Genomic DNA, 19,657 nt, shown 5'->3' with positions numbered 1-19,657 from the left:
AGGATACGGGGATCGGCGAAAAAACTTTGCTCCGGAACTAGGGAAGCTTGATGCAGACACTCGATCTGTTCCCCATCGGCAACTGCGCGGCCAGCGCTCTGGTCGATCGCGCCGGCCGCTTTGTGTGGGCCTGCGTGCCGCGGGTGGACGGCGATCCCTTCTTCTCGGCGCTCCTGCAGGGGCGCGACGCCGGCGAGGCGGACGCGCAGGGCGTGTGGGACATCGTGGTCGAGGACGCGGTGGAAACCCGCCAGGCTTACCTGCGCAACACGCCTATCCTGGTGACCACCATCACCACGGCATCTGGCGCCGCGGTGGAGATCACCGACTTCTGCCCCAGGTTCCGCCAGTTCGGGCGCACCTTCCGCCCGCTTTCCTTCATCCGGATGATCAAGCCGGTGGGCGGCACCCCCCGCATCACCATCCGCATGCGCCCAACCGACGACTATGGCGCGCGTCCGATCACGCGCACCGTCGGCTCCAACCACATCCGCTTCGTGGGCAAGGAGGCGACCCTGCGCCTCACCACCGACGCTCCGGTCAGCCACATCTCGTCCGAGCGCACGTTCCGCCTGGAAGAACCAGTGGCGATGTTCCTCGGCCCCGACGAGAGCTTCAATGGCGACGTCATGGGCACCGCCCAGCGGATGCTGCACGAGACCACGGACTACTGGCGCGGCTGGGTCCGCACCCTGTCGATCCCGCTGGAATGGCAGGATGTGGTGATCCGCTCGGCCATCACCCTCAAGCTTTGCGCTTACGAGGAGACCGGGGCCATCGTCGCGGCCCTGACCACTTCCATCCCTGAGCACGAAGACCAGACGGGCCAGGCGCGCAATTGGGACTACCGCTACTGCTGGCTTCGCGACGCCTACTACGTTGTCCAGGCGCTGAACCGCCTGGGCGCGGCCGACATGCTGGAGAACTACCTCCGCTATCTGCGCAACCTCGTGGATCAGGCCAGCCGCGGGCAGGTGGCGGCGCACGCAGAGGCGCCGAGGGGCGAGACGGCCGAGCCGGCCCTGGCCCTTCCCGGCCCGCTGGGCGAGCAGGGCACCGTGGTGCTGGACCATACGCAGGCGGGGCACGTGCAGCCGGTGTACGGCGTCGGCCTTGAGCCTGTGCTGACAGAGTGGATTGCGCCCAACCTGCCCGGCTACCGGGGCATGGGTCCGGTGCGCGTCGGCAACCAGGCGCACGAGCATCTGCAGCACGACGTCTACGGGCAGATCGTCCTGTCCACCGTACAGGCCTTCTTCGACGCCCGCCTGTTCCGGCCGGCCACGGTTGAGGATTTCCGGGCGCTGGAGCCGATCGGGCACCGCGCGTTCGAACTGCACGACAAGCCGGACGCCAGCCTTTGGGAGTTCCGCGGCCGGGAGGCGGTGCACACCTATTCATCGGTCATGTGCTGGGCCGCTTGCGATCGCCTTGCCAACGCCGCTGGCGCCGTCGGCCTGGCCGATCGTCAGCAGTTCTGGACGGAGCGCGCGGAGCAGGTGCGCGCCACCATCGAGCGCCGCGCCTACAACGAGAAGCTCGGGCGCTTTGCGGCGACCTTTGAAGGAGAAGAGCTGGACGCATCGCTGCTGCAGCTCGTTGATGTCCGCTTCGTCTCGCCGGACGACCCGCGGATGGCGGCGACCATGCAGGCGGTGGAAGAAGGCCTGCGCCGCGGCTCCTTCATGCTGCGCTACGCCATTCCCGACGACTTCGGCACGCCCAAGACGGCCTTCAACTTCTGCACCTTCTGGCTCATCGAAGCCCTTCACCTGTCCGGTCGCACGGACGAGGCGCGGGAGCTATTCGAGGAGATGCTGAACCGGCGCACCGCCGCGGGTCTGCTCTCCGAGGACATCTCGTTCGACGGCAAGGAGCTGTGGGGCAACTACCCGCAGACCTACTCGCTGGTCGGCATGATCAACTGCGCGGCCCTGCTGTCGAAGCCCTGGAGCAGCGTGCGCTAGCGGAACCTTCGGCGAAGTCGCGAGTACCAGCCGGTATGACCGACTTCGCCAAAGACCATCAGACGCCGGAGAAGGTGCACGAGGCGCTGGAAGCGGCTGACGCCCTCCTGAGCCGCATCGAAGACCTGATCGCCGACCACTTGTCCAAGAAGGACGCGCTCGACGAGAAGGAGGCCTTCTACCAGGTCGTGGAAGCGCTCGAGACCGCGCCGGAGATCGCCAAGGTGCGCATGGCCCTGGGGCAGGATCCCCACAGGTTCGGCGAGCCGACGCCCGCTGCCGCGGGCGACAACACCGGGTGACCGTTCCTCCGCAGGCGAGGAGGAACGCGCCGCCTATTCGTACCAGCCGCGGCCGGCCCGCTCGATAAGGGCGAAGGCGCCGGCCGGACCCCAGGAACCGGCGGCATAGGGCTTCGGCTTCAGCCCGGCGTCCTTCCAGGCTTCCGCAACGCCGTCGACCCAACGCCAGGCTTCTTCCACTTCGTCTCTGCGAACGAAGAGGGTCGAGTTGCCGTTCAGAACGTCCAGCAGCAGGCGCTCGTAGGCGATCCGGCGGCGGGCGCCCGGGCCCGAGTAGGCGCCGAGCAGCGACAGCGACAGCGGCAGGGACTGCAGGCGCATGCCTCCCGAGCTCAGGCCTGGCGACTTGTTCATCAGCAGCAGTTCGATGTCTTCGTCCGGCTGCAGGTCGATCACCAGGCGATTGGCCACGAGGTCGTGCTTGGCCTCGCCGCCGAAGATGGAGTGCGGCACGCCTTTGAACTGGATGGCGATCTGGGTGCGCCGCTCTGGCAGACGCTTGCCAGTCCGCAGGAAGAACGGAACGCCGGCCCAACGCCAGTTGTCGATGTCGGCGCGCAGGGCGACAAAGGTTTCTGTGTCGGTGTCCTGGCCCCGTTCCTCGAGATAGCCCTTGCACTCGCGACCGCTGACCACGCCGGCGGTGTACTGGCCGCGAACGCTGGCCGACTGCACGTCCTGACGCGTGAAGCGACGGAGCGAGCGCAGCACCTTCACCTTTTCATTGCGGACGCTGTCCGGGTCCATGTCGGCCGGCGGCTCCATGGCCACCAGGCACAGCAGCTGCAGCATGTGGTTTTGCAGCATGTCCCGCAGCGCGCCGTACTCGTCGTAATACGGCCAGCGATCGCCGACGCCCTCGGTTTCGGCCACGGTGATCTGCACGTGGTCGATGGTCAGGTTGTTCCAGAGCGGCTCGAACAGGGTGTTGGCGAAGCGCAGCGCCAGCAGGTTCTGAACCGTCTCCTTGCCCAGGTAGTGGTCGATCCGGAAGATGCTCTCTTCGCCAAACACCGCGCCCACGGCCACGTTGATCTCGCGGCTGGTTTCCAGGTCCCGACCGATCGGCTTTTCCAGGACGATCCGGGTGTCCTTGTTCACGAGGCCAGCGCCGGCGAGCGCGACGCAGACACGTCCGTATAGGCTGGGCGACAGAGCCAGGAAGAAGAACGGCAGCTTGCGATCGGCCAGAGCCGGGGCCAGGGCCCGGGCGCCTTCCGCGGTGGTCGCGTCGGCAGGCACATAGTCGAGACGGGCCGAGAACCGCTTCCAGACCGTCTCGTCGAGGCCTTCCGAGCGCGCCTGCAGGATCTCCTGCACCTCCGCCAGGAACGCTTCGCGGCTCAGGTCAGCCCGCGCCGTGGCGATGACCTTGAAGCCTTCGGGCAGGAAGCCGTCGGCGTCCAGGAAGTAGAGGGACGGCAGAAGCATGCGCTTCGAAAGATCGCCGGTCGCCCCGAACAGCACGATTGCATCTGCCTGCGGCGCCTGAGCCATGGGCCTCATCCCCCAACTTGGAATCGGAGCGCGCATAGCGCGGATGGAGGGGGGCGCCGTCAAGTGCCCCCACGGTTGGTTCAACCCTAGGATGGCTAAGCTCGGATCATTACCTTCCGCTTACGCGTTCAGCCGGCGACCAGGGGCAAAGTGATTTTCATGGTGTTTGACGAACTGACCCTTAGCTTGCCGAAACCCAAGCCGCTGCGCTTGGCCGAATGCGCCCTGTTCCTTGACCTGGACGGGACCCTGGCGCCGATCGCCGCACGACCGCAGGATGTGAGGCCCGAGCCGCGTCGCACCCGCTTGCTGGAGCGTCTCAACGAGGCTCTGGAAGGTCGTCTGGCGGTGATCAGCGGGCGCACCCTGGCGGACGTCGATCGCATTCTCGAGGGCCGGGTCACCTCGGTCGCCGCGGTGCACGGCCTGGTCCGTCGCGAGCCGGACGGGTCCACGCACGAGGCGGCGCCCCATCCGCGGCTTGCCGACGCCACCCGCCAGCTTCGGGAGTTTGCCGGTCGCGACTCAGGCCTCCTGGTGGAGGAGAAGGGCTTAAGCGTCGCCCTGCACTACCGACTGGCGCGCGCACATGGCGAAGAGGCGCACGCGCTGGCGGTCGCCATCTGCGAGGAGACCGGCCTCAATCTCCAACGTGGCGACATGGTCGAGGAACTGCGCACGCCAGGCCCCAACAAAGGCGACAGCGTTCGGGCGTTCCTGGCTCAGCCTGCCTTCAGGAACGCGCAGCCTGTCTTCCTGGGAGACGACTGCACCGACGAGCACGGCTTCGAAGCCGCCGAGAAGTCAGGCGGCATGGGCGTTCTGATCGGCCCGCCCCGCCGGACTGAGGCCCGCTTCCGGTTGGAAAGCGTTGAGGAGGCGCTCAGCTGGCTCGAGGCCGCCAGATGAGCCGTCTGATCGTCGTCTCCAATCGGGTCAACCCGCCGACCGGCAAGGGCGACGAGAGCGTGGGCGGCCTGGCGATGGCGCTGGCTGCGGCCCTGCGCGAGTACTCGGGACTGTGGTTCGGCTGGAGCGGCAAGACGACGCCGGAATTTACCGGCCAACTCGCGATGCAGCGGATCGACGGGGTGACTGTCGCTACCGTCGACCTCGAGGAAGCCGACTACGACGAGTACTACAACGGTTACGCCAACAAGACGCTGTGGCCGCTGTTCCACTACCGGGCTGACCTGACGGCCTACGACCGGGCGTACGGCGAGGGCTATGAGCGGGTGAACTGCCGCTTCGCCGAAACCCTTCGTCCGCTGATCGAGCCGGACGACATGGTCTGGATCCACGACTACCATCTGATCCCGCTGGCGCGTGAGCTGCGCAAGCTGGGGGTGGAGAACCGCATCGGCTTCTTCCTCCACATCCCATGGCCGGCGCACCAGCTTTTCACCACCTTGCCCGGCCATCGGCCGCTGGTGGAAGCGCTGTTCGACTACGACCTGGTGGGTTTCCAGACAGCCGAATTCCAGCAGGCGTTTGAAGAGTATGTGATCAGCGAAGCCGACGGGGAGCACGTCGGGCCGCACTGCCTGAAGGCGTTCGGCCGCACCCTGCACGTGGGCTCGTATCCGATCGGCATGGACGCCTCCGACTTCGGCAAGATGATGAAGTCCGCGCGCGCTGCGCGGATGCGCGACCTGATGACGGCCGCGACGGTGTTCCGGCAGCTGATCGTCGGCGTTGATCGGCTGGACTATTCCAAGGGCCTGGAAGAGCGCTTCCTTGGCTTCGAGCGCCTGCTGATCGACAACCCCGACCTGCGCCGGGAAGTCCTGATGCTGCAGATTGCGCCGCCGAGCCGGGAGGGCGTCGAGGCCTACCAGGAGATCCGCGCGCGCCTGGACGCTCTTTCGGGCCGCATCAACGGCGAATTCTCGGACATCGACTGGGCGCCGTTCCGATACGTGAACAAGAACTACCGGCGCGACGAGCTGGCCGGCATCTACTGCGCTTCCAAAGTCGGACTGGTGACGCCGCTTCGTGACGGCATGAACCTGGTCTGCAAGGAGTATGTCGCGGCTCAGAACCCGGAAGATCCGGGGGTTCTGGTGCTGTCGCGTTTCGCCGGCGCCGCGCGGCAGATGAAAGAGGCGCTGCTGGTCAATCCCAACAGCCCCGAAGAGATCGCCGAAGCCCTCAAGCAAGCCTTGGCCATGGACAAGTCGGAGCGAATCCGCCGCTGGCGCGCTCTGTTCGAGAACGTCCAGCGCGAGGACGTCACCGCTTGGCGCGACGCCTTTGTGGCGGACCTGGCCGGAACGGCGGAGAAGCTCAAAGCGCTGGCCAGCTGAGGAGCCGCCCGCTTTGGCCGAAAAGAAGCTCGCCAAGTACCAGTCGATGCGGGACTTCTCGCTAACGGCTGAGCCGAGCGGCGACGACGCCAAAGTCAAGGCGTCCAATCGCCTGCGCTTCGTGATCCAGAAGCATGCGGCGACGCGCCTGCACTTCGACTTCCGGCTGGAGCTCGACGGCGTTTTCAAGTCCTGGGCGGTGACCAAGGGTCCGTCCACCGACCCGCACGACCGCCGCCTCGCCGTCGAGGTCGAGGACCACCCCCTCGACTACGGCGACTTCGAAGGCACGATCCCTAAGGGACAGTACGGCGGCGGCTCGGTGATGCTGTGGGACCGCGGATACTGGGAGCCGGAACCCGGCACGGACCCGCACGAGGGCCTGCGACGCGGCGACTTCAAGATCGTCATGCATGGCGAGCGGGTGAAGGGCAGCTACGTCCTTGTCCGCATGAAGCCGCGCGAGCGGGAGAAACGAACCAACTGGCTGCTCATCAAGCATCATGACGACTTCGCCACCGACAGCCGCGGCGAAGCCCTTGTCGAGGATGAGCTCACCTCCATCGCATCCGGCCGGACCATGGAAGAAATCGCTGCCGGGACAGGTAAGGGCCCAAAGCCGTTCATGACCGGCGGCTCCAAGCGGGCATCAGGGAAAGCCGTCTGGCAATCCAACCGGGCGGAGCCGGAGAGCACGCCGGCCGCCGCAGCTCTGCGCGCTCCGCCGCCCCCGAAGCTCAAGGCCGCCGCCCTGCCGGGGTTCGTGCCCCCTCAACTCGCCAAATCCGTGGACCGGCCGCCGCCAGGACCTGGTTGGGCGCATGAGATCAAGTTCGACGGTTATAGGCTGCAGCTCCGGGTGGAGAACGGCAAGGCGACGCTGAAGACGCGGTCCGGTCTGGACTGGACGGCGAAGTTCAAGGAGATCGGCAAGGACGGGCAAAACCTTCCTGACGGCCTCTACGACGGCGAAGCCTGCGCCCTTGATCACAATGGCTCCCCCGACTTCCCGGCGCTGCAGGCGGCGCTCTCGGACGGCAAGACCGCCGATCTCGTCTTCTTTGTCTTCGATTGCCTGTTCGCGGAGGGCCAGGACCTACGCTCATTGTCGCTGAGAGATCGCAAGGCGCGCCTGCAGCAGATCGTCGAGGCGGCGGGCAAGAAGATCGCGCCGCGCATCCGCTTCGTGGATCACTTTGAGACTGCCGGCGATGCGGTCCTGCAGTCCGCCTGCAGGATGTCCCTGGAGGGCATTGTGTCGAAGCGGCTGGACCAGCCCTATCGCTCGGATCGGAGCGAGACCTGGCTGAAGTCGAAATGCCGCGCTGGGCACGAGGTGGTTATCGGCGGCTGGACGGGCGAGGCGGGTCAGCTGCGGTCCCTGCTTGTCGGCGTGCACCGTGGCGACAAGCTGGTCTACGTCGGCCGGGTCGGCACCGGCTTCGGCCGTGACAAGGTTGCCCGCGTTCTGCCGCGTCTGGAGAAGGTGGAGGCTGAGAAGAGCCCCTTCAGCGGCCCCGGGGCGCCGCGCAAGGAGGCCAACGTCCATTGGGCCCGGCCCGAGTTGGTGGCCGAGATCGAGTTCGCCGGCTTCACCGGGTCCGGCATGGTGCGCCAGGGCGCTTTCAAGGCGCTGCGCGAGGACAAGCCGGCCGACGAGGTCGAGGCGGAGATCCCCGCAAACGTTGACGAGCCGCTTGCCGAACCGAAGCCGGCCGCCGCCAAGCCGAAGGCTGGGACCAAGGCGCCGGCGAAATCGGCGGCCAAGCCCAACCCCGGCGACAACGTCGTCCTGGGTGTGGTGATCTCCAATCCAGACAAGCCGCTCTGGCCCGACGATGGCACGGGCCTGCCGGTCACAAAGCTCGAACTCGCCCGCTATTTGGAGACCGTCGGCGAGTGGATGATGCCCCACATCAAGGGGCGGCCGTGCTCGGTCATCCGCATGCCGGACGGCATCAACGGCTCGCAACGCTTCTTCCAGCGCCATGCCGGCAAGGGCTCTTCGTCGCTGATCACCGAGGTCGCAGTCTTCGGCGATCACAAGCCGTACCAACAGCTCGACCGCATCGAGGCTCTGGCGGCCATGGCGCAGATTGGGGCTGTCGAGTACCACCCCTGGAACTGCCAGCCGTTCCAGCCGGAGGTGCCCGGTCGCCTGGTCTTCGACCTCGACCCGGACGAGGACATCCCGTTCACCCGCGTCATCGAAGGCGCGCTGGAGGTGAAGGCGCGACTAGAGAGCCTCGGACTCAACGCCTTCTGCAAGACCACCGGAGGCAAGGGGCTGCACGTGGTCACGCCGCTCAAAGACGGCAAAGGCAAGATGGACTGGCCCACGGCCAAGAAGTTCGCCCAGGACGTTTGCCTGGCGATCGCGGCCGACCAACCGGACCGCTACGTCGTGAACATGGCCAAAGCCAAACGGGTCGGACGCATCTTCCTCGACTACCTACGAAACGACCGGCTCTCCACGGCCGTGGCGCCGCTTTCACCGCGTGGACGACCGCTGGCGCCCGTCTCCTTCCCGATCACCTGGGATTTGGTGAAGCCGGGGCTCGATCCCAAGAAGTGGACCCTCCGGACGGCGCCCGGGCTGCTGAAGAAGACCAAAGCCTGGGCCGATTACTTCGACGCGGAAGAGCCGCTCGCGCCTGCCATCGAGAAGCTGAAGAAGAAGCGCTAATCAGCGCCGCGCCTGCCGGGTGGTCCGCGCCGCCTCGCGCCGGTTCGCAAGCGGATCCGAGATGCAGGCGGAGCGGACCTTGTGGTTCAGGCGCGCGCGCTCGTCGTCCTGCGCCTTGCTCATGGCCAAGCTGGTGGCTGTACCGGCGAACGGCGCGGCGATGTTGCCGAGCACGCCAACCACACCTCGCATACCGGCCTTGTCGTTGTAGAGCGCCACTTCCTTTCGCGCGGCGACGCATCGCGCGCTGGTCCACCGTTTGTCGGTGGTGTCGAGGTTGAGAACCGTCTCCTTGGGAGAGCTCACGCAACCGCCCAGCGTCACCGCCAGGGCGCTCAGAACCAGCGCCTGCTTCCTCATACCCGCTCCCTGGCCGCCCAGCCGTGCAAGCAATCCAAAGCCCAGCCTGTAGGTTCCGTCGGCGTCAGGCGCTCTTCTTGGCCGGGGCTCGGCGGGCAGCGGGCTTCTTGGCGGGCGCGTCGCTCTTCTTTGCAGCAGGCTTGGCGGCCGTGCTGCGCGAAGACGCCTTGGCCGCCGGTTTGCGCCGCTCGCCGCCGCCGGTCTGGCCGAGGCTGCGCCGCAGGGCTTCCATGAGGTCGATGACCTCCGCCTCCTTGGGCTCGGCCGGGGCGGTGACCTTGGCGCCCTTCTCCTTCTCCTTGATCAGGGCTCGAAGGGCGTCCTCGTAGCGGTCGGTGAACTTACTGGGGTCGAACGGCCCCTCCTGCTGCTCGATGATCCGGGCGGCGATGTCGACCATCTGGTCGTTCGGCTTCATGTCCGGGATCTTGTCGAAGAACTCGCTCGCGCTCTTCACCTCGCGATTGTTCCGCAGGGAGTAGGCAACCATCCCCTTGCCGCGTGGCTCCAGCGCCATCAGCCGCTCGCGCTGGTGCATGACGAGCCGGCCAAGCGCCACCTGCCCCGCCTTGGTCATGGCCTCGCGGATGACGGTGAAGGCCTCCACCGCCATGTCGCCGTCGGGCACCAGGAAGTAGGGGTCGTTCCAGTAGAGACGGTCGATGTCCTCCTCATCCACGAACCGCTCGATGTCGATCGTGCGGGTCGTCTCTAAGCGGACGTTCTTGATCTCCTCGTCGGTGACGATGACGTAGCGGCCCTTCTCGATCTCGTAGCCCTTGACGATCTCGGAGCGGTCCACCGGCCCGGTCTCCGGATCGGTTGGGATCATCCGGATTCGGTTGTGGGTGTCCTTGTGCAGCATGTTGAAGTGCACATCGCCCGTGCGTGAGGTCGCCGTGTAGAGCGCCACAGGGCAGCTCACGAGGCTGAGGCGCAGGTAGCCCTGCCAGGTCGGACGGGTGGCCATAACCGGTCTCCGCGGGAATTGCAGAGTCTGGAAACGCGGAGACGCGCGAATCAGTTCGGGGGGCGCGGCCTCATGGTTCGAGACTTGGCTTCAATGGAAGTCGCGGCTTCGGATCAACTGGCCGCTGACCTTGGAGCGGGCGCGGATGGGGGCTTCATCCTCGCGTAGTCGGCCAAGACGCGGCGTGAGATCCTCGAACCGCTCGGCCATCAGGTGGATGACCTCGCCGGCGCGCTGAAGCTGGCCGTGCACCACCAGGAAGGAAGCGCTCATCACCAGCCGGCGGTTGGCTTCGAAAGTGTCCTTCCAAACCACAACGTTGGCGATGCCGGTCTCATCCTCCAGGGTCAGGAACACCGCGCCCTTGGCCGTGCCCGGTCGTTGGCGGACCAGGACAAGCCCGCCGACGCAAAGCCGCTGGCGATCCCGCCTGTGTTTCAGCTCTTCGCAGCGGGTCACGCTCATGCGGTGCAAGTCCGCACGGAAGAAGCTGACCGGGTGGGCCCTCAGGGACAGACTGGTGGTCCGGTAGTCCTCCGCCACCTCCTGCGAGGCGCTCATGAAGGGCAGCAGGACCTGGGCTTCTTTGGCCCGTCCACGCGCCAGCAGCGGGGCGCTCTCCTCGGCGCCTGCCTCGCTGGCCAGCCCTTTCACGGCCCAAAGCGCCTGCCTTCGGTCGTAGCCCAAGCTGCGGAACACGTCGGCCTCGGCCAGCAACTCCAGGGTCCGATGGGTGACCCCGCCGCGCAGGGCGAAGTCCTCAAGCGTGCGGGCGCCCTCCACTCGCACTTGGATCAGCCGCCTGATCTCCTCTTCCTTCAGCCCCTTGATCTGCCGAAAGCCCAGCCGGACGGCGCGAAGCTCGGCGTCGCTCTCAGACCGCTTCAGGGCGGCGGCTTCCTCCAAGGTGCAGTCCCATTCGCTGGCCAGGATATCCGGCGGGCGGATCTCCACATTGTGCTCGCGCGCGTCTCGGACCAGCTGGGCCGGCTGGTAGAAGCCCATGGGTTGGCTATTCAACAGCGAGACGCAGAAGACGTCCGGGTGAGCCCACTTCACCCAGGCTGAGGCGTAGACCAGCAGGGCGAAGCTGATCGCGTGGCTCTCCGGAAAACCGTAGGAGCCGAACCCTTCGATTTGCTTGAAGCAGCGCTGGGCGAACTCGGGATCGTAGCCCCGGCGGATCATGCCCTCGACGAACTTGACCCCGTACTCACCGACGTTGCCGTAGTGACGGAAGGTGGCCATGGAGCGACGCAGCCCGTCAGCCTCGTCGGCCGTGAACTTGGCCGCGTCGATGGCGATCTGCATGGCCTGCTCCTGGAAGAGCGGCACGCCCAAGGTCTTTTCCAGGATCTTGCGCAGCTCGTTCGGCGGACCGTGCTCCGGCGCGGGCGCGGGATAGGTCACTTCATCCCTTTTCTCTCGCCGCCGAAGGTAGGGGTGCACCATGTCGCCTTGGATCGGGCCCGGCCGCACGATCGCCACCTCGATGACCAGGTCGTAGAACTTCCGGGGCTGCATGCGCGGCAGCATGGACATCTGGGCGCGGCTCTCCACCTGGAAGACGCCCACAGAATCGGCCCGCGACAGCATCCGGTAGACGCCCGGCTCCTCCGGGGGGATGTCGGCGATGTCCGGGATGCCGAGGATGGTCAGGCTCTTCCTCAGAGCGGTGAGCATGCCCAAGGCCAGGATATCGACCTTCATCAAGCCCAAGGCGTCGATGTCGTCCTTGTCCCATTCGATGAAGGTGCGGTCCTTCATGGCGGCGTTGCCGATCGGCACGGTCTCGTCGAGCCGCCGCTGCGTCAGCACATAGCCGCCTACGTGCTGGGACAGATGGCGGGGAAAGCCGAGCAGCAGCTGGGCCAGGGTGGTCGCCCGGCGGATTTCCGGCGCGTTTGAATCAAGGCCGGTCTGGCGGATGTGCTCGTCCGGCACACCATCGCCATAGGAGCCCCACACCGTGCCCGCCAGGGCGGCGGTGACGTCCTCCGTCAGACCAAGCGCCTTGCCCACCTGCCGAATGGCCATGCGCGGGCGATAGTGGATGATGGTCGCGACGATGGCGGCCCGCTCGCGCCCATAGCGCCGGTAGACGTACTGCATCACCTCCTCGCGCCGGTCGTGCTCGAAATCGACGTCGATGTCCGGCGGCTCCCCCCGGTTTTCGGAGATGAAGCGGGAAAACAGCATGCCCTTGCCCGCCTTGGTGGGATCCACCGAGGTCACGCCTAGGCAGAAGCAGACGGAGGAGTTGGCGGCCGAGCCCCGCCCCTGGCACAGGATGTCCTGCTCGCGCGCCCAGCGGACGATGTCGTGGACGGTCAGGAAGTAGTTCGGGAAATCGAGCTTCTCGATCAACGTGAGCTCGTGCTCGAGCAGGCTGGTCACGCGCTCCGGCACGCCGTCTGGATAGCGCCAGGCCGCCCCTTCCCACGTCAGGTCGCGCAGGTGCTGGATGGCCGTCTTGCCGCGCGGCACAGGCTCGTCCGGATACTCGTAGCGCAATTGGGAAAGATCGAAGTCGATGCGCTCGACGATCTCAACGCTGCGCTCGACCACGCCCGGGAACTTGGCGAACAGGCGCGCCATCTCCTCGGGAAGCTTCAGGTGGCGCTCGGCGTGGGCCTGGAGCCGCAGGCCCGCCTCCTGGAGGGTGCAGTTCTCGCGAATGCAGGTCAGCACGTCCTGCAGCGGCCGCCGTTCGGGCCCGTGGTAGAGGACGTCGTTGGTGGCCACCATGGGCGCGCCAGTCTCCTGGGCCAGCGCCGCCAGCTTGGATAGCCGCTCGAGGTCGCGCGCGCCGTAACGCCGTGCGGCCGCCAGCCAAAGATCCGGCAGCTCGCGACTAAGGCCCCGAAGCTGCTTGGCGAAGGCCTCGTCCAGCCGGTCCGGTGGGATCGCCAGGATCAACTGGCCTTCGGCATGATCCAGGAAATCGGACCAGGCGAGCTCGCAGCCGCCCTTCCCTGCGCGTAGCTGGCCCACGGTAAGCAGGCGGGTGAGCCGGGCGTAGGCCTCACGGTCGGATGGATAAACCAGCAGGCTGGGCGTTTCGTCCACGAAGTCCAGGCGACAGCCGGTCAGCGCGCGGATCTTCGAACCGCCTTCCCGCTGCTTCTTCATCTGGCTCCAGGCGCGCACCACCCCGGCCAGGCTGTTGCTGTCGCAGATGCCGATGGCCTCGTGGCCCAAGGCGTCGGCGCCGGCCACCAGCTCCCATGGATGCGACGCGCCATGGAGGAACGAGAAGTTCGTCCGCGCCTGCAGTTCGGCGTAGCGGGTCATCCGAACAATCCATGCAGCCACCAGCGGGCAGGATGACCGGCTTTGTAGAGACCCGAGCGGAACAGCCAGAAGCGGCCCCCGTCCTGGTCTTCAACGCGGTAGTAGTCGCGCACATGACCGACCGAGATGTCCTCGATGTCCGCCTTCCACCATTCTTCGGCGATGCGTTCCGGCCCTTCAGCGCGTCGGACCCGATGGGTTCTTCCGCGCCAGCGGAACTGGTTGGGCGGATCATCGGGCGTCAGGGCGATCACCCCGTCCAGCGGCTCGGGCCGGCGGAAAAGGCGCACCGGACGTGGCGTTTCCGGATCCCAGCCCGGCGTCCTGCCATGAGCCGGATTGAGCGGCCGCGCCGGCCTGACGGCCAGTTCCGGAACGTGGCTTTCGACCGGCACGGCGCGGAACACGCGCTCTTTTCCCAGCCGGTTAGCCAGACGGTCTATCAGGGGCGCAAGCCCGTCTTCCGGCGCAATGGTGCGGGCCGCATCGAGCCGCGTCTGCCGTCCGCCGATCGGTTCGACCTCGTAGGCGGCGAGGGTCGCCGACTCCACCCCAAACCCCGGATCGAGCGCCTCCAGCTTGGGGGCGAAAAGCTTGGCGATTCGAGCGGCGTCGCGGCCAGCGATCGCCAGGCCGACACCAACGCCGAGGTTCTTGCCGTCGACCCGATGGTAGGTCAGCTCAAACCGCCGGGCGCCCTGCCCCTCACGCTCCAGGCGCGCCGCAAGCTTGATGGTGGCGTCTTGCGCGACCCTCACCATGTCCTCGGGCGCACTGATCGGCTCGACAAAGGTCAGGCCGGTGATCCAAGGCGTCGGCGGACGGCGGAAGGACAGGGCCTCATGACCCTGACCCAGGGCTTGGTCCAACCGGGTGACCACCCCGACGCCGAAGCGCTTGGCGAGAGGCGCGCGTGGCAGATCCATCAATTGCCCGAGGCGGCGGATGCCCAAACGCTCGATCTGGGCGGCGGCGTCAGGATCCAGCCGCAAGGCGGCAGGCGGCAGAGGACGCAGCAGCTCGGCCTGTTCGCCAGCCGGGGCGATGACGCCGTCCTGACCGAAGTGCGCGAGCGCCCAGGCCGCCCCAGCTGTATCGGCCACGGCGCAGCGGAACATCAGGTCATTGGCCGCCAGCCGCGCCCGCAGGTCCGCCATCATCTGCGCCTCGTCACCCCAAAGGTGATCGACTCCCGCGATGTCGAGGAACAGACCGTCCGATCCATCGACCGCCACAGCCGGCGAAAAGCGCACGCACCAGTCGACCAATGCGACAAGCGCCTCGGCGTCGGCTTCCGGCTGGGCGTCGGCGAGCGCCAGCTGCGGAACCACGGCCATGGCGTCCGTCGCCTTCTGGCCCGGATAGAGTCCGAGTTGAGCGGCCTGCAGGCTGACCGCCGCCAGCCGACGAGTCCCACGCACCTGCTCGACCAGGGCGAAAGGCCTCTGAATCGCAGGCGACGCTTCAGGCGACGTGGCGGATGGGTTGCGGCGACGCCAGTTGTCGATCGCCCAGGTCGGCGACCAGGCGCAGAGGATGCGTCCCATGTCCTGCTTCCATCGAAAAAGGATCCGCGGCTTCGAACAGCCAAGCGCCTGTACGCCCACCTCGGCAGCGTTCCAGGGTTACGGCCAGGCGAGGTGCGCCCAGGCCGAACGCTCCCTTGGCCGGCTCGGAAGGGGCGGAGGCGACCCGCCAGCGCGTGGCGGCTGTCGATCCTGTGGCCGCTCTACGGCTTTCCCCGCCGAACGGCTTGCGGCGAATGACGAAGCCGGTGGCGCCCAGCTTCTCGCAGGCGAGCTGAAGGCGGCGTCCAGCGGTGAGGTCGACGGCTTCGACTTCGGCGATCACCGCCGACACGCCGGCGGTGGCCAAGGCATCCTCGGTCACGGCCAAGGCCTCGGCCTCGTCGCGGGCGCAAACCTGGATCAGTCGCTCGGCCGGGAAGCCCAGCCCAACAAGACCTGGCGCCCATAGATCGTCCCGGCGCATGACCCAGACCGCTTCGCCCTTGCGGGCCAGAGGCGAGGCCAGCAGGGCGGTGAACAAGGCCGGCGCCGCGGCCGTTTCGGCCTCCATCCCCTCGGCGCCGATCTCATGCCAGTGCGCCAGGGGCAGGCCGCCGCCGGGCAAGCCGCCGTCGATCCGATCATCGCCGAAAGGAAGGGATTCAGAGTCCGCCCGTCCGCCCGCTTCGATGGCGGCGATCTTCGCTCGCACGGCGGCCAGAGGGCCGGCTGCGCGATCCTGGGGCATGGACCGAGGACTCCTTTTGTTCCACCTTTGTTCTGGTGAACCGGCCGAAAGGAGTCAAGTTCCAGACGCCTCAATCAGAGTCGCAGCCCGGGCATGAAAAAGGCGGCGCGGAAGCCCGCGCCGCCTTTTCCACAGACTGGAGAGATGATCAGAATTGCAGGACGCGAGCTTCCTTCACGTTCGGCAGCGCCCGGATTTTTTCGACAAGGCCCTCGCCAGGATCCTGGTCGATCCCGACCAGCGCGATGGCGTCTTCGCCGGCCGAAACACGGCCCAGGTTGAAGGTGGCGATGTTCACGCCCGCGTCGGCGAGAAGAGCCCCGAGGTTGCCGATGAAGCCCGGCTTATCGAGGTTGTTGACGTAGAGCATGGTGGGGCTGAACGGGGCGTCCAGGTCCATGCCTTTGACTTCCACCACACGCGGGGCGCCGGCGATCACCGAACCGGCGAAAGAGCGCTTGCCCTTCTCGGTGGTGACGGTGATGCGCACCAGGCTCTCGTAAACCGGCGAGGCTTCCTGCCGCGACTCCGAGACGGTGATGCCCCGCTCCTTGGCCACGGCGGGAGCCGAGACCATGTTCACTTCGGCAAGCATCGGGCGCAGCACGCCGGCCAACGAGGCGGCGGTCAGCGGCCGGGTGTTCAACTTGGACACTTCGCCTTCGTAAGCAATGTCGATCGCCTTGATGCCGAAGTCGACCATCTGGCCGGCCAGTGCGCCCAGCTTCTCGGCCACCGCCACGAAGGGCTTCAGGCGCGGAGCTTCCTCGGCCGTAACCGAGGGGCTGTTCAGGGCGTTGGTCACCGCGCCGGTGAGCAGATAGTCGCTCATCTGCTCGGCCACCTGCAGGGCGACGTTCTCCTGGGCCTCGAGGGTCGAAGCGCCCAGGTGCGGGGTGGCGATGAAGTTCTCCGCGCCGAACAGGACGTTCTGCTTGGCCGGCTCCTCGACGAATACGTCGAAGGCGGCCCCGCCGACCTGCTTCTCGTCCAGCAGCTTGCGCAGGGCCGCTTCGTCCACCAGCCCGCCGCGGGCGCAGTTGACGATCATCACGCCCTTCTTGGTCTTCCGCAGGTTCTCTTCCGACAGGATGTTGCGGGTCTTGTCGGTGAGCGGAGTGTGCAGAGTAATGACGTCGGCGCGGGCCAGAAGCTCGTCCAGCTCGACCTTCTCGACGCCGATCTCCACCGCGCGCTCGGGCGACAGGAAGGGATCGTAGGCCACCACCTTCATCTTCAGGCCAAGCGCCCGTTCGGCGACGATGGAGCCGATGTTGCCGGCGCCGATCAGACCCAGCGTCTTAGCGGTCAGCTCGACGCCCATGAAGCGGTTCTTTTCCCACTTGCCGGCCTGGGTGGAGACGTCGGCGGCGGGCAGCTGGCGGGCCAGGGCGAACATCATCGCGATGGCATGTTCGGCCGTGGTGATCGAGTTGCCGAACGGAGTGTTCATCACCACGATGCCGGCGGCGGTGGCGGCGGGAATGTCGACGTTGTCAACGCCGATGCCGGCCCGGCCGATGACCTTCAGGTTCTTGGCGGCGGCGATAACGTCCTTGTCGGCCTTGGTGGCCGAACGCACGGCCAGACCATCATAGTCGCCGATGATCTGCAGCAGTTCATCCTTGGTCAGGCCGGTTTTCACGTCGGCTTCGACGCCGCGGTCCTTGAAGATGGCGACGGCGGCGGGCGACAGCTTGTCGGCGATAAGCACGCGAGGCATGGGAATCTCCTAGGGTCGGAGAGCCCTCCCGGATTGCCGCCCGGGAGGACTGATTTCATGAGGAAAGGCGGCGCGGATCGCGCGCCGCGTTACGCTTGAAAGCTCAGGCGGCCTGAAGCTGGCCGGCGACGGACTCGAAGGCCCAGTCGAGCCAGGGCGTCAGGGCGTCGAGGTCGGAGGTGTCGACGGTGGCGCCGCACCAGATCCGAAGGCCGGGAGGGGCGTCGCGGTAGCCGCCGACGTCCAGGGCCACGCCCTCCTTCTCCAGCGCCGAGGCCAGCTTCTTGGCGAAGTCGGCTTGCGCGTCCGGAGCAAGGCCGGTGACGCGCGGATCGACCACCTTCAGACAGACGGAGGTGTTGGAGCGGATGGCCTTGTCTTCGGCCAGGAAGGCGACCCAGGGGGTCTTCTCGGCCCAGGCTTCCAGAACGGCGAGGTTGGCGTCGGCGCGACGCTTCATCTCGGTCAGGCCGCCGATGTTCGCCGCCCACTTCAGGGCGTCGAGGTAGTCCTCCACGCAGAGCATGGACGGCGTGTTGATGGTCGAGCCTTCGAAGATCTCTAGGTTGACCTTGCCGCCCTTGGTCATGCGGAACAGCTTCGGCATCGGCCAGGCCGGGGTGTAGCTTTCCAGGCGCTGGACGGCGCGGGGACCGAGGATCAGCACGCCGTGCGCGGCTTCGCCGCCCAGGGCCTTTTGCCAGGAGAAGGTCACCACATCGAGCTTGGCCCAGTCGAGTTCCTGGGCGAAGGCCGCGCTGGTGGCGTCGCAGATGGTGACGCCCTCGCGGTCCGCCGCGATGAAGTCGGCGTTCGGCACGCGCACGCCGGAGGTGGTGCCGTTCCAGGTGAAGACCAAGTCGGCGTCCTTGCGGACCTTGGCGAGATCCGGCAACTCGCCATACGGCGCGCCGAGGACTTCAGCTTCGATCTTCAGCTGCTTGGTGACGTCCGTGACCCAGTCCTTGCCGAAGGACTCGAAAGCCAGGAGTTGCACCGGCTTGGGGCCGAGCATCGACCAAAGCGCCATTTCGACGGCGCCGGTGTCGGAGCCGGGCACAATGCCGATCAGGTAATCGTCGGGGACCTGCAGCACCTCGCGGGTGCGGTCGATCGCCTCCTTGAGACGCGACTTGCCGAGCTTGGAGCGGTGCGACCGGCCCAGGACAGCGTTTTGCAGATTTTCGGGGCTCCATCCGGGGCGCTTGGCGCACGGGCCGGAAGAAAACTCAGGGCGAGCCGGGCGCATGGCCGGCTTGGCGGTCGTCATAGCGATGTCTCCCATCCTTGCAGATGAGCAGCGCCCCGTTGGGGGGGCGTGGCCCGCCGGCCAAAAGCCCGCGTTCCGCGACGAACGCAAGCGTTTCTTTTGTCAGGCCGGCGCCGCGGGAGGTGCGGCGCGCTGACGCGCACGCGCGCCCAAGGTCCCGAACAGAAGGCACAGCATGGTGGCGATGTAGATGAGGTTGTTGGCCAGGACGTGCAGCTTATCGGGCTCCCAGCCGGCCACCATGTAGGTGGCGTGCAGGGCGAACTGCAGAGCGTAGAGGATCATGATCGCGCCAAGCCACCGGCTGGCGAACCACATGGCCAACCCCAGGAACGCAAAGGCGTAGAGGGCGTCGCAGCTGAGTTGCGCGAGAGTGAACCAAGCCTCTGGCAACCGGCTGATGGCGAGAAATACAGGCACGGAGCTGATGAACACCGCCCCGGCGATCCGTTCGGCCACCGTCCCGCGCACGATCGCAAAGGCGCCAACCGCGAGAGCGGCGAAAGCGAGGGCGGCGACGATGAGCGTCCAGAACGGCATTGGCCTAGGGCCTCTAGTGCGATCTGAGGACCCTAGGCCAATTAAACTACCGCAATCTTGTCACGCGGCCGGTTCGAAGCCGGCCGCGCGCAGATCATCAGCCGACCTTGCGGTCGTCTTCCATCGCAACGCGCTCTTCGGCGTGCAGCGACGGGCCGCTGGCGTCGAGGCCCATGCGGGTGATGCCGATGCGACGGCCGGCGCGATAGGCCTGCTCGTGGGCTTCGACAACCGCGGTGCGGGCTTCGCTAAGGGCCTTCAGGGCGGCCATGACCTTCACTTGGGTCTCATCAGCGACGGTCGGAGAGACGCCGGCGTCAACCGGAGCCTTCAGCACGTCCTGCAGCAGTTCAGCGGTCTGGTTCAGCGCAGCGTCGATGGAGTCTTCCGTCGCGCGGAGCTTACGAGCCACTTGGCGAGCAACAAACACGGTTTCCATTGGATACCCCTCTAAGGACCGACGCCACTTAGGGTAAATGAAAGCTT

At 66.8% G+C, this 19,657-nt stretch carries 15 protein-coding genes; 5 read left to right on the top strand and 10 right to left on the bottom strand.

Annotation, left to right across the window (positions count from 1 at the left end):
- The first annotated feature begins 50 nt into the window (after nt 1–50).
- Nucleotides 51–1,967 (top strand): glycoside hydrolase family 15 protein, encoded by a 1,917-nt coding sequence (locus tag DJ018_RS06265; protein ID WP_111513987.1) that lies wholly within the window; start codon nt 51–53, stop codon nt 1,965–1,967.
- A 35-nt stretch (nt 1,968–2,002) separates the two neighbouring features.
- Nucleotides 2,003–2,269 carry a hypothetical protein gene (locus DJ018_RS06260; protein WP_111513986.1) on the top strand — a complete coding sequence of 89 codons (267 nt, stop codon included), beginning with the start codon at nt 2,003–2,005 and terminating at the stop codon, nt 2,267–2,269.
- 33 nt (nt 2,270–2,302) lie between these two features.
- Here the strand turns inward: DJ018_RS06260 and zwf are convergent, their stop codons facing one another.
- Complete coding sequence (gene zwf / locus DJ018_RS06255) at nt 2,303–3,766, bottom strand: glucose-6-phosphate dehydrogenase (RefSeq protein ID WP_111513985.1); 1,464 nt, start codon at nt 3,764–3,766, stop codon at nt 2,303–2,305.
- Nucleotides 3,767–3,925: 159 nt separating this feature from the next.
- On the opposite strand from zwf, the gene otsB reads away from it, so the two are divergent.
- From otsB to ligD, 3 genes are read left to right on the top strand one after another with little or no spacing between them, the layout of a single operon-like run.
- Nucleotides 3,926–4,675, top strand: coding sequence for a trehalose-phosphatase (gene otsB / locus DJ018_RS06250; protein ID WP_111513984.1), 750 nt, complete (start codon nt 3,926–3,928; stop codon nt 4,673–4,675).
- Nucleotides 4,672–6,072, top strand: a complete 1,401-nt coding sequence (locus tag DJ018_RS06245) for an alpha,alpha-trehalose-phosphate synthase (UDP-forming) (protein ID WP_111513983.1) — start codon at nt 4,672–4,674, stop codon at nt 6,070–6,072. The genes otsB and DJ018_RS06245 overlap by 4 nt, the downstream gene beginning before the upstream one ends.
- A 13-nt stretch (nt 6,073–6,085) precedes the next feature.
- Complete coding sequence (gene ligD, locus DJ018_RS06240) at nt 6,086–8,758, top strand: DNA ligase D (RefSeq protein ID WP_111513982.1); 2,673 nt, start codon at nt 6,086–6,088, stop codon at nt 8,756–8,758.
- On the opposite strand, the gene DJ018_RS06235 is transcribed toward ligD, so the two are convergent.
- The 9 genes from DJ018_RS06235 to DJ018_RS06195 form a co-directional block, all read right to left on the bottom strand.
- Nucleotides 8,759–9,118, bottom strand: coding sequence for a hypothetical protein (locus DJ018_RS06235; protein ID WP_111513981.1), 360 nt, complete (start codon nt 9,116–9,118; stop codon nt 8,759–8,761).
- Between the two features lie 64 nt (nt 9,119–9,182).
- On the bottom strand, nt 9,183–10,088 hold the full coding sequence (ku, locus tag DJ018_RS06230) for a non-homologous end joining protein Ku (protein WP_111513980.1): 906 nt from the start codon (nt 10,086–10,088) through the stop codon (nt 9,183–9,185).
- 90 nt (nt 10,089–10,178) lie between these two features.
- Nucleotides 10,179–13,382 carry an error-prone DNA polymerase gene (locus DJ018_RS06225; protein ID WP_111513979.1) on the bottom strand — a complete coding sequence of 1,068 codons (3,204 nt, stop codon included), beginning with the start codon at nt 13,380–13,382 and terminating at the stop codon, nt 10,179–10,181.
- A complete protein-coding gene (locus DJ018_RS06220; protein WP_111513978.1) occupies nt 13,379–14,929 on the bottom strand; it encodes a DUF6504 family protein in 1,551 nt (516 codons plus the stop codon). The genes DJ018_RS06225 and DJ018_RS06220 overlap by 4 nt, the downstream gene beginning before the upstream one ends.
- On the bottom strand, nt 14,847–15,638 hold the full coding sequence (locus tag DJ018_RS06215) for an ImuA family protein (protein WP_111513977.1): 792 nt from the start codon (nt 15,636–15,638) through the stop codon (nt 14,847–14,849). The genes DJ018_RS06220 and DJ018_RS06215 overlap by 83 nt, the downstream gene beginning before the upstream one ends.
- 148 nt (nt 15,639–15,786) lie before the next feature.
- On the bottom strand, nt 15,787–17,367 hold the full coding sequence (serA, locus tag DJ018_RS06210; protein WP_111513976.1) for a phosphoglycerate dehydrogenase: 1,581 nt from the start codon (nt 17,365–17,367) through the stop codon (nt 15,787–15,789).
- A 97-nt stretch (nt 17,368–17,464) separates the two neighbouring features.
- Nucleotides 17,465–18,637 (bottom strand): phosphoserine transaminase, encoded by a 1,173-nt coding sequence (locus DJ018_RS06205; RefSeq protein ID WP_111514701.1) that lies wholly within the window; start codon nt 18,635–18,637, stop codon nt 17,465–17,467.
- A gap of 96 nt (nt 18,638–18,733) precedes the next feature.
- Nucleotides 18,734–19,171 (bottom strand): hypothetical protein, encoded by a 438-nt coding sequence (locus tag DJ018_RS06200; RefSeq protein ID WP_111513975.1) that lies wholly within the window; start codon nt 19,169–19,171, stop codon nt 18,734–18,736.
- A 97-nt stretch (nt 19,172–19,268) separates the two neighbouring features.
- Nucleotides 19,269–19,610: a hypothetical protein gene (locus DJ018_RS06195; protein WP_111513974.1), complete on the bottom strand. Its 342-nt coding sequence runs from the start codon at nt 19,608–19,610 to the stop codon at nt 19,269–19,271.
- Between the last annotated feature and the right edge of the window lie 47 nt (nt 19,611–19,657).

Origin of the sequence: Phenylobacterium deserti, from assembly GCF_003254705.1 — a bacterium.
Classification (GTDB): domain Bacteria; phylum Pseudomonadota; class Alphaproteobacteria; order Caulobacterales; family Caulobacteraceae; genus Phenylobacterium; species Phenylobacterium deserti.
The sequence above is the reverse complement of the archived record's forward strand: the minus strand, read 5'-3'. Positions and strand labels throughout refer to the sequence as shown.